11 protein-coding genes are annotated in these 10,158 nt (G+C 72.8%); 2 read left to right on the forward strand and 9 right to left on the reverse strand.

Features of this window, described 5'->3' with window-relative positions:
• Window positions 1-42: 42 nt before the first annotated feature.
• The 8 genes from AC060L_RS20825 to paaA are packed head-to-tail and all read right to left on the reverse strand — an operon-like array spanning window position 43 to window position 6,828.
• Entirely contained in the window at window positions 43-1,362 is a 1,320-nt protein-coding gene (locus AC060L_RS20825; protein ID WP_483800333.1) for a kynureninase, read from the reverse strand.
• The gene (locus AC060L_RS20830) at window positions 1,362-2,231 is read right to left on the reverse strand and encodes an alpha/beta hydrolase family protein (protein WP_483800334.1); all 870 of its coding nucleotides are present in this window, start codon (window positions 2,229-2,231) and stop codon (window positions 1,362-1,364) included. Before AC060L_RS20830 ends, AC060L_RS20825 begins: the two co-directional genes overlap by 1 nt.
• On the reverse strand, window positions 2,224-3,084 hold the full coding sequence (locus tag AC060L_RS20835; RefSeq protein WP_483800335.1) for a tryptophan 2,3-dioxygenase: 861 nt from the start codon (window positions 3,082-3,084) through the stop codon (window positions 2,224-2,226). Before AC060L_RS20835 ends, AC060L_RS20830 begins: the two co-directional genes overlap by 8 nt.
• 37 nt (window positions 3,085-3,121) lie before the next feature.
• Window positions 3,122-4,204 carry a 2Fe-2S iron-sulfur cluster-binding protein gene (locus AC060L_RS20840; RefSeq protein WP_483800336.1) on the reverse strand — a complete coding sequence of 361 codons (1,083 nt, stop codon included), beginning with the start codon at window positions 4,202-4,204 and terminating at the stop codon, window positions 3,122-3,124.
• Between the two features lie 33 nt (window positions 4,205-4,237).
• Window positions 4,238-4,747, reverse strand: a complete 510-nt coding sequence (gene paaD, locus AC060L_RS20845) for a 1,2-phenylacetyl-CoA epoxidase subunit PaaD (RefSeq protein WP_483800416.1) — start codon at window positions 4,745-4,747, stop codon at window positions 4,238-4,240.
• Window positions 4,741-5,517 (reverse strand): 1,2-phenylacetyl-CoA epoxidase subunit PaaC, encoded by a 777-nt coding sequence (gene paaC / locus AC060L_RS20850; RefSeq protein WP_483800337.1) that lies wholly within the window; start codon window positions 5,515-5,517, stop codon window positions 4,741-4,743. The genes paaD and paaC overlap by 7 nt, the downstream gene beginning before the upstream one ends.
• Window positions 5,507-5,809 (reverse strand): 1,2-phenylacetyl-CoA epoxidase subunit PaaB, encoded by a 303-nt coding sequence (gene paaB / locus AC060L_RS20855; protein WP_483800338.1) that lies wholly within the window; start codon window positions 5,807-5,809, stop codon window positions 5,507-5,509. The genes paaC and paaB overlap by 11 nt, the downstream gene beginning before the upstream one ends.
• Window positions 5,806-6,828: a 1,2-phenylacetyl-CoA epoxidase subunit PaaA gene (gene paaA, locus AC060L_RS20860; RefSeq protein ID WP_483800339.1), complete on the reverse strand. Its 1,023-nt coding sequence runs from the start codon at window positions 6,826-6,828 to the stop codon at window positions 5,806-5,808. The genes paaB and paaA overlap by 4 nt, the downstream gene beginning before the upstream one ends.
• A 206-nt stretch (window positions 6,829-7,034) precedes the next feature.
• On the opposite strand from paaA, the gene AC060L_RS20865 reads away from it, so the two are divergent.
• Both AC060L_RS20865 and AC060L_RS20870 read left to right on the forward strand, forming a co-directional pair.
• Window positions 7,035-7,310: an acyl carrier protein gene (locus AC060L_RS20865; protein WP_483800340.1), complete on the forward strand. Its 276-nt coding sequence runs from the start codon at window positions 7,035-7,037 to the stop codon at window positions 7,308-7,310.
• Window positions 7,310-8,785, forward strand: a complete 1,476-nt coding sequence (locus AC060L_RS20870) for a class I adenylate-forming enzyme family protein (protein WP_483800417.1) — start codon at window positions 7,310-7,312, stop codon at window positions 8,783-8,785. The genes AC060L_RS20865 and AC060L_RS20870 overlap by 1 nt, the downstream gene beginning before the upstream one ends.
• 114 nt (window positions 8,786-8,899) lie before the next feature.
• Here AC060L_RS20870 and ccrA read toward each other — a convergent pair whose 3' ends face one another.
• Window positions 8,900-10,123 (reverse strand): crotonyl-CoA carboxylase/reductase, encoded by a 1,224-nt coding sequence (gene ccrA, locus AC060L_RS20875; RefSeq protein ID WP_483800341.1) that lies wholly within the window; start codon window positions 10,121-10,123, stop codon window positions 8,900-8,902.
• Window positions 10,124-10,158 lie beyond the last annotated feature (35 nt).

Genomic DNA, 10,158 nt, shown 5'->3' on the forward strand with positions numbered 1-10,158 from the left:
GGTCCGGGTGGCGGATGCGCCGCCCGGACCGGCTGTGCGCCGTCAGGTGACGGTGGCCCGCTCGCGGAAGCGGTCCTGGCGGTGCTCGCCCGCCAGGACGGCCGCGTGCAGCTGCCGCATCGCGGCCAGTACGTCGTGGTGCGAGACGTACAGCGCGTTCACGCCGAAGCGCAGCAGGTCGGGGTCCCGCATGTCGGCGATCACGCCACGGGCGGAGAGCGCCTGCACCAGCGCGTACGCGTCGGGGTGGCGCAGCGAGACCTGGCTGCCGCGCCGGTCCGGTTCGCGCGGGGTGACCGGGGTGAGGCCGTGCGCGGCGAGCAGCCGGTCGGCGCAGTCCAGCAGGAACCCGGTCAGTGACAGGCTCTTGGCCCGCACCTGGTCCATCCCGACGCCGTCGAACGCCGTCAGCGCGGCCTCCAGCGCGAGCAGCGAGAGCATCGGCGGGGTGCCGATCCGGGCCCGCCCGATACCGGCCGCCGGGGCGTAGGTCCCGCTCAGGCCGAACGGCTCGGCGTGCCCGTTCCAGCCGGTCAGCGGGTGGTCGAAGGCCGCCTGGTGGCGCTCGGCGACGTAGAGGAAGGCCGGGGCGCCGGGCCCGCCGGAGAGGAACTTGTAGCCGCAGCCGACGGCGAGGTCGACGCCCGTCTCGTCCAGCCGCAGCGGCAGCGCGCCCGCCACGTGGCACAGGTCCCAGAGCATCAGCGCGCCGGCCTGCTGGACGGCGCGGGTGGTGGCGGCGATGTCGTGCAGCTCGCCGGTGCGGTAGTCCACGGGGGAGTAGCCGGCCACCGCGACCCGGTGGCCCTCGGCGGCGAGGAACCGGGGCAGCTCGCCGGGCGGCACCCGGCGGACCTCCAGGTCGAGCAGCCGGGCCACCGAGTCGGCGATGTACTGGTCGGTGGGGAAGTGCGCCGGGTCGGTCAGCAGCAGCGGACGCCCGGGGCGCAGCCGGGCGGCGGCGGCCAGCGCGTTGAACAACTGGACGCTGGTGGAGTCGCCGACCACGGTCTGGTCCGGGCCGGCGCCGATCAGCCGCCCGATCGCGTTGCCGACCCGCAGCGGGGCCTGCCACCAGGACTCCTCGTTCCAGGAGCGGATCAGGCCGGTGCCCCACTGCCGGTGCACCGCGTCCGCGACGGCGGGCGGGACGGCGGCCGGCAGCGCTCCGAGCGAGTTGCCGTCCAGGTAGACGACGCCTTCGGGCAGCAGGAAGCGCTCGCGCACCGGCGCCAGCGGGTCGGCGGCGTCGAGCTCGCCGGCGCGCGCGGTGAGCTCGGCGAGAGCGTCGGCGTCGGCGCCGGCGCCGGTGTCCTGAGCGTCGCGGGCGTGCGCGGCGTCGCTCGGTGGGCTGTACGTCATCAGGGGTGCCTCGTCTCCTCGGTCTGCGGCCGCGACAGCCGGGCCAGCACCTCGACTATGGACCCGGCGGCCGGCGAGCCGGGCTCGATCAGCGTGTAGTGGCCGGTGTCGGCCAGCTCGACCAGCTCGGCGTCCCGGTGCGCGGCCAGGTAGTCGCTGAACTGCCCGTGCGGCAGCTCCTCGTCGACGGAGCCGTGCAGCAGCACGGTCGGCACACCGGTGCTGCCGTGCGCGCGGAGCAGCGTGAGCGGGTCGACGAGCGGCAGCTGCTGCGCCACCTGCTCCGGGCCGCCGAGCAGTTGGAGGCCGGCGCCGTCGCTCAGGTGGTCGCGGATGGTGGCCGCGAGGTCGGTGATCGGCGCCAGGGCCAGCACGGCGGTCGGCAACTCGGTGGTGTACCACGGCGAGTCGGCGGGCAGCAGCGCGCGGGCGGCGGCCCAGAGCGCGAGGTGGCCGCCGGAGCAGTGACCGGCCAGCACGTAGGGCCGCCCCTGCGGCAGGGTGTCCACGATGCGGGCGACGTCGTCGAAGGTGGCGGGGTAGCCGCCGGCGCCGCCGGAGCGGCGGAAGCCGGGCAGCAGGACGGTGAAGCCCTGCTTGGCCAGGTACGCGGCGAACGGGGTCAGGTGCATCCGGTCGTAGCGCCAGTAGCCGCCGTGCAGCAGCAGCACCAGCGGCGCGTCCGGATCCTCGGCCGGCCAGAGGTCGTAGACCTGGTGCGGGTGCTCGCCGTACTTGCGGTGGACGGGCGCGAGCACCGGCCGCAGGCTCAGCACCCGGCGCTCCTCTTCGAGCGCCTCGGCGGACGGCGTCCTGACGGCGGGGGCGGCGGTGGCGGCGTCGGTTTCGGTTGCGGTGGTCTCAGACATGGCTGCGCGCCGTCCAGAGCTCGGGGAAGATCGAACGGGCGGTGCGCTTCTCCAGCCAGCCCAGCCCGCTGGAGCCGCCGCTGCCCACCTTCGCGCCCATCGCGCGGCGGACCGCCATCACGTGGTCGCTGCGCCAGCGCAGCACCAGCTCGGCGACGTCGGTGAGCCCCTCGGCGAGCGCGACCAGCGGGCCGTGCTGCGGCCCGGCGTAGATCTGCCGCCAGACCTCCTCGACGCCCGGGTCGCTCCGGTAGGCCTCGGTGGCCTCGCGCTCCATGACGTGCTGCGGAACGGGCAGGCCGCGCCGGTACAGGTACTTCAACACCTCGTCGTAGAGCGACGGCTGGCTCAGCGCCTCGGTGAGCTTCGCGTACACCGCGGGGTGCCCGCGGTGCGGCTGCACCATCGAGCGGGACTTCTCGCCGAGCAGGAACTCCAACTCGCGGTACATCGCCGACTGGAACCCCGACGCCTCGCCGAACGCCGCCCGGAACGAGTTGAACTGAGCCGGCGTCAGTGCGGCGATCGGCCGCCAGGAGTCGTTCAGCGCCTGCAGTGAGCCGAGGCTGCGGCGCAGCGCGGCGAGCGCCTGATCGACGTCGTCATGGACCAGGGCGTCCCGGGCGGCTCGCCATTCATGGGCGATCAGGGTGAACCAGAGCTCCATCACCTGGGTGGTGACCAGGAACGCCATCTCCGAGGGCGAGTCGGTCAGCGGCTTCTGCAGCGAGGTCAGCACCGAGGCGTGGACGTAGTCCTCGTACGGCGTGGTGCCCTCGAACTCCAGCAAGGAGTCGTCGAGCTGGGAGGTCGCGAGGTCGGTGGCGGTCGGCGGGAGTGCGATGTCGGTCATGGGGTCTCCTCGAAAAGGGGTGGCGGCGCTGGTGTGGTCAGGCATCGAAGTCCAGTCCGATCTCGTCCGACTCCGGGCGCGCCCGGCAGGGCAGCGTGTAGCCGGCCGCCAACTCGGTGCTGCCCAGGGCGTACTGGCGGTCCATCGTGACCGCGCCGTGGACCACCCGGGCGCGGCAGGTGCCGCACAGGCCGTCGCGACAGGAGTACGGGGTCTCCGGGCGGGCGCGCAGCACGGCGTCCAGCACGGTCCGGTCGGCCGGCTCCATCGTGGTCACCGTGGTCCGGCCGGCCAGCCGTGCGGTGATCCGGCTCGATCCGGCCCGTCCGTCCGGGCGTCGGTCCGCCTGCGCCGCGGGCTCGTTGTCGGTCGCGAAGAGCTCGAAGCGGACCTGGTCCGGCTCGGCGCCCCACCGGGTGAGCGCGGTGCGGACCGTCTCGACCAGGCCGAACGGCCCGCAGAGGTAGAAGTGCGTCTGCTCGTCGGGCTCGGCGCCCAGCAGCGCGAGCAGCTTCGGCAGCCGCTCGCCGTCGATCCGGCCGGAGAGCAGCTCGGCCTCGCGGGTCTCCTGGGTCAGCACGTGCAGGACGTTGAACCGCTGGACGTTGGCGTCCTTGAGATCGGCCAACTCCTCGGCCAGCAGCACCGAGTTCGCGGTCCGGTTCGCGTAGACCAGCGAGACCCGGCAGTGCGGGTCGGCCCGCAGCGCGGCCGAGGCCATGCTCAGCAGCGGGGTGATGCCGCTGCCGCCGGCGATCAGCACGTGGTGCGCGCCGGGCTGCTCGGTCAGCCGGAAGTCACCGGTCGGCGGGGCGAGTTCGAGCTTGTCACCGGCGGCCAGCCGGGTCGTCGCGTACTCCGCGAAGCCGCCGGGGCCGAGCCGCTTGACCACCAGGCGCAGGCCGCCGGCCGCCCCGGGCGGCGGGCAGATCGAGTAGCTGCGGCGCAACTCCCGCCCGTCCGAGGTGTGTCGGACGGTGAGGTGCTGGCCGGCCCGGTAGCCGAAGGTCGCGGCCAGCGGCTGCGGCACGTCCAGGGTGATCGCAACGGCCTCCTCGGTGAGCCGGGCCACCTCGGCGACCGGCAGCCGGTGCCAGCCGCCGGCGCGGACCTTGGGCACTGCTCCTTCAGTAGTGGTGATCATGACTGACCGTCACATCGCTTTCAGCTGGGCGAAGTTCTCCTGGCAGGCCGTGCACACCAGGACGGCCTGGCAGCGGGTCGCGCCGAACGGACTCTGCGGACGGGTCGCCACCGAGCCGCAGTTGGGGCACGGCCGGCCGAAGCCGAGCCGCACCACCAGCGGCTCCCCGGCCGGGACCGGCGGCGCGATGCCCTGCTCGGCGAGCTTGCGGTGGCCCTCGGCGCTGATCCAGTCCGTGCTCCAGGCCGGGCTGAGCACCTGCCGCACCCGCCCCTCGGGGTGGCCGCAGTCCGCCAGCGCCGCCCCGAGCGCGGCTTCGATCGCCGGCATGGCCGGGCAGCCCAGGTAGGTCGGGGTGATGACGACCTCGACGACGCCGTCCGCCGCGACCTGCACGGCGCGGATCACGCCCAGATCGGCGAGCGTGACCATCGGAAGCTCCGGATCGGGCACGGTCGCCACCCGCTCGTGGACCTGCTCGACGCTTGCGGCGCCCACCAGTCCCGTGCCGGTCACCAGGTGCCTCCCGGGTACTGGCGGTGGACGGACTGGAGCTCGGCCAGCAGCGGGCCGAAGGCCTCGGTGTGCAGCCCAGAGCGCCCGCCGGTGGCCTGCCAGGAGACGACCGGGACGGCCAGCTCGGCCTCGGCGAGCACCGCCGCCACCTCCTTGCTCCAACTCGCCTGCAGAGCGGCCAGGTCGGGCGCGGTGCCGTCCTCGACGAGCCGTCGGACCAGCTCGTCCGACTCGAACAGCTCGGCCGTGTACGGCCAGACCTCCGCGAGGCCGGCCTGCATCCGGCGCCGGCTCTCGGCCGTGCCGCGGCCGAGCCGGACCGTCCACTGCGCCGCGTGCATCTGGTGGTACTCCAGCTCCTTGACCGCCCGCTCGGCGAACGCGGCGAGCCCGGCGTCGGTGGAGGCCGACAGCGCGGCGCAGAGCAGCCGGCCGTAGTGCGCGTACACCAGCTGGCGGGCGATCGTCAGCGCGAAGTCGCCGTTCGGGAGTTCGACCAACAGCGCGTTGCGGAACCGGCGTTCGGTGCGCTGGTAGGCGAGGTCGTCGTCGCTGCGCGCGGTGCCGTCCAGCCGGCCGCTGTGCGTGAGCAGGGTGCGGGCGTGGCCGAGCAGGTCCAGCGCGATGTTGGCGAGCGCCAGGTCCTCTTCGATGGTGGGCGCGTTGGTCACCCAGGCGCAGAGCCGCTGACTGAGGATCAGCGCGTCGTCGCCGAGCCGCAGGGCGTACTCGGCACGGTCGGTGTCGTTCGTCACGGCCGCGTCACTCGTCATGGCTGCCGGCCTCGTTGAGCGCGGTGTAGTACTCCGGGTAGCGGTACGGCTTGTCCGACGCGCTGCTGAAGTACGCGTCCTTCTCGCTCGGCGAGGAGGCGTGCACGCCGTCGGAGCGCATCACCCAGATGGACACCGCGTCGCCCCTGCGGGTGTACAGGTCACGGGCGTTGGCGAGTGCCATGTCGGCGTCGATGCCGTGCACCGACCCCACGTGCTGGTGCGACAGACCGCGGCGCGGCCTGATGAACACCTCCCACGGGACCTGCGCCCGTGCGGCCGGCTGGGTCATGACTTCTGCTCCTTCTGTTCCTGCTCGCGCTGCTGCTCGTGCTCGTGGTGCTGCTCGCGCGCTGCGTACGCATCGACGGCGTCCCGTACCCAGGCGCCGTTCCGGTGGGCCGCGACCCGGTGGCCCAGCCGCTGCCGGGCGCACTGCGAGTCGTCGGCGAGTGCGTCGCGGAACTGCTGCCAGTCGATCGGGCCGAAGTCGTGGTGCCCGCGCTCCTCGTTCCAGCGGATCCCCGGATCGGGCAGCGTCAGGCCGAGCTGCGCCGCCTGCGGCACGACGTTGTCGACGAAGCGCTGGCGCAGCTCGTCGTTGGTGTGCCGCTTGATGCCCCAGGCCATCGAGCGCCGGGTGACCGCCGCGCCCATCGCGGCGGTGCGGGCGTCCGCGCCGCCCGCCACGGTGTCCGGCGGGCCGAACATCAGCGCCACGGCCGGCAGCCACCAGCGGTTGACGGCGTCCTGCGCCATCTCCTTCTGCTCCGCGGTGCCCTCGCAGAGCGACTTGAGCATGTCGTAGCCCTGGCGGACGTGGAACGCCTCCTCCTGGCAGACCCGCCGCATGGCCCGGGCGTACGGGCCGTACGAGGTGTGGCAGAGCGGGACCTGGTTGACCACGGCGGCGCCGTCCGTCAGCCAGGCGATCGCGCCGGTGTCGGCCCAGGTGAGCGCGGGGTAGTTGAAGGTGGCCGCGTAGCGCTGCTGGCCGCGGTGCAGGGCGTCCAGCAGTTCGGCGCGGGCCACGCCGAGCGTCTCGGCGGCCGAGTAGAGGTAGAGCCCGTGCCCGGCCTCGTCCTGCACCTTGGCGAGCAGCGCGGCCTTGCGGTGCAGCGACGGGGCCCGGGTGAGCCAGGCGCCCTCGGGTTGCATGCCGATGATCTCGGAGTGTGCGTGCTGGGCGATCTGACGGATCAGCATCCGGCGGTAGCCGTCGGGCATCCAGTCCCGGGGCTCGATCCGTTCGTCGGCGGCCAGCAGTGCCTCGAAGTGCTCCTCGTGGCGCACCTCGCTCTCTTGGAGCACCTGGTCCACTCCTTCGTCTGGGAGGTTCGTCTCGAAAGCGGGAAGGCCTTCAGAAGTAAGGAGGGCCGGTGGGGGTCGTTCGATCCCGCCGGTTCGCCGGTGCCGCCGTGACGAAGAACACGCAGGTGGTCAGGGATGGTTCGGCCGCCCGGGCTCCTCTGTACAGGGCGGGAGAAACCCTCAGAGAAGCAGTGGAAGGGACAGCCATGAGTACTGTTCGGGAGATGCTCGTCGAACTGACCGGCACGCCGGAGTTCGCCGAGGAGATCGCAGACGACGCCGACCTCAGCGCCAGCGGCATCGACTCAGGCGACCTGGTGCGCCTGATCCTGCTGATCGAGCAGCGCACCGGCGTCGAGGTCAGCGCGCTGGACATGGACGAGCTCAACACCATCGCCGACTACGAGCGCTTCGTCGCCGCCCGCTCGGCCGCCGGTGCGGCCGCCGGTGCCGACGCCGGTGCGCAGCCTGGCGGCGCGTGATGTGGCTGACCCAGCTGCTCGAACGCAACCGCCAGTGCTTCCCGGACCGGGCGGCCCTGGTTGACGAGCAACGCGCGGTCACCTGGGCCCAGTTGGACGACCGGACCATCCGGCTCGCACACGGGTTCGCCGGCCTGGGCGTCCGGCGCGGGGACCGCGTCGCGGTGCTCTCGCTGGACCGGATCGAGGTGCTGGAGACGTACTTCGCGCTCGCCCGGCTCGGTGCGGTCTTCGTCCCGCTCAACCACAGCCTCATCCCGGCCGAGGTGGCCGGGATCGTCGAGCGGACCGGCGCGGTCGCGGTGGTCGGCGAGGCCGCGCTGCTCCAGCGGCACCCGGACCTGCCGGTCCGACTGCGGATCGCGCTGGACGAGCCGGAGTTCGCGGCGCTGGGCGAGGGCGGCGGGCAGGACAAGCCGCTGCTGGAGGTTCCCGACGACCTGCCGATCGCCATCCTGCACACCTCGGCGACCACCGGCCAGGCCAAGGGCGTCACCGTCGACTCGGCGTCGTTCCGGGCGATCGCGCTCGGCTGGCTGGCCGTGGCCGCGCCCGCCGACGAGATGGTGCTGGTCAGCTGCTGCCCGCTCTACCACGGCAGCATGGTGGTCTCGCTGACCTACCTGGCCGCCGGCGCGACGCTGGTGCTGATCCCGGGCTTCAAGCCGCAGACGGCGCTGGCCGCGATCGAGGCCAACCGGGCCACCCACGTCTGGCTGGTCCCGCAGATGCTCCGGTTCATGCTCCAGGCCAAGTCGATGGCGGGCACCGACCTCTCCTCGCTGCGCGAGATCCTCTACGGCGCGGCGCCGATGCCGATGGACATCTACGCCGAGGCCGTCGAGCGGCTCGGCTGCGGGTTCCGGCAGGTGTACGGGATGACCGAGGTGGGCGGCCCGTTCGTCACGCTCGGTCCGGCCGAGCACCCGCCGGCGGACCGGCTGCCCGAGATGCTCCCGGCCGGCCGGGTGATCCCCGGGATGTCCGTGCGGGTGCTGGACGACGCCGGTACGGAGCTCGAACAGGGCGCCGTCGGCGAGGTCTGCGTGCGCGGACCCGGTGTGATGCACGGCTACTGGGGCAACCCGGAGGCCACCGCGGAGATCACCGTGGACGGCTGGACCCGCACCGGTGACCTGGGGTTCCTCGACCGGGACGGCTTCATCCACCTGGTGGACCGGTCCAAGGACCTGATCATCCGGGCCGGCCAGAACGTCTACCCGACCGAGATCGAGCGGGCCCTGCTGACCCACCCGGCGGTGCGCGACGCCGCGGTGATCGGCGTGCCCGACCCGGACTACGGCGAGGTCCCACTGGCGTACGTGGCGCTCGACGGCGAGGCCGGGCAGGCCGAGCTGCTGCGCCACCTCACCGCGCGGCTGGCGCCCTACAAGCGCCCGCGGCGGATCGAGTTCATCGACGAGGTGCCGCGCAACCCGGCCGGCAAGATCCTCAAGAAGCTGCTGCGCGCCTGACCAGCGCCGGCACCGGCTGCGGCGCTGGGCCGAACCCCTGGGCCGAACCCGCTACGGGCTCCCACCTGTTGACCAGGTGGGAGCCCGTAGCGGTTCAGCGGGGGTCTGCGGGTCTCACGACTTGGCGTTGACCAGGACGGCCATGTTGCCCGCAGGGTGCTGGTTGTCGTGCAGCAGCTGGTGGGCCTTGCCGATCTCGTCGAAGCCGAGGGTCAGCGACAGGCAGGGGTCGATCAGGCCCTGGCCGATCAGTTCGGTGACCTCGCGGGCCTCGCGGGCGTTGGAGACGTGCGAGCCCTGGAAGCGCTTCTGGCGCATCCAGAGGAACCGCAGGTCCACGTCGCCGTTGTAGCCGGTGGTGCCGCCGCAGATGACCACCATGCCGGCGTTGTCGCACATGTAGATCGAGGTGGGGATGGTGTCCTCGCCGGAGTGCTCCAGGACGATCCGCGGTGCCCGCCGCTCGCCGAGCACCTCCCAGAAGGCGCGGCCGAACTTGCGGACGCCCTGGAGCCACTGGGCCATCGCCGCGTCGTCCTCGGTGTCGGGCAGCCGGCCCCAGTGGTCGAAGTCGCGGCGGTTGATGTAGCCCTTGGCGCCGAGCTTGACGCAGTAGTCGCCGCGCTCGTCGCTGGAGACGACCGCGATCGGGATGCCGCCGGCCTGGCGCACCAGCTGGATGGCCATGCAGCCCAGGCCGCCCGCGCCGCCCCAGATCAGCACCGGGTCGCCGGGACGCACGGTGTGCGGCTCCCAGCCGAAGAGCTGGCGGTAGGCGGTCGCCGCGGTGGCCATGTAGCAGGCCGCCTCGGCCCAGGAGAGCCGCTTCGGCTTGGGGTGGCACTGGTACTCGTCCACCACGGTGAACTGCGCGAAGGAGCCGTAGTTCTCCTCGTACCCGTAGACGCTCTGCGAGGCGGAGGTGCACGGGTCGCCGCCGAGCCGGATGTCCTGGGCCTGCTCGTCCCACTGGTTGGCCAGGATCACCACCTCGTCGCCGAGCTTGACATGGCGCACGCCCTCGCCGACCGCCCAGACCACGCCGGAGGCGTCGGAGCCGCCGATGTGGAAGTCCTCGGGCTCGCCGCGCTTCTGGCGGGTCGCGATCACGTCCACCGGGTCGCCGAGCGAGGCCCAGACGTTGTTGTAGTTGACGCCGGCGGCCATCACCTTGAGCAGCACCTGGCCGGGGCCGACCGGCGGCACGTCCACGACTTCGGTGCGGAAGGCGTCGATCGGCTGGCCGTAGCGCTCGGGGCGGATCAGCGAGGCGTACATGCGCTTGGGGATCTCACCCAGCGGGGGTGCGTCGCCGAGTTCGTAGAGGTCCTTGGTCATGGGTTCTGCTTCCTTTCCTGATGTGTCGGTAGGTG

The sequence above is a fragment of the Kitasatospora sp. NEAU-69 genome (assembly GCF_057158765.1).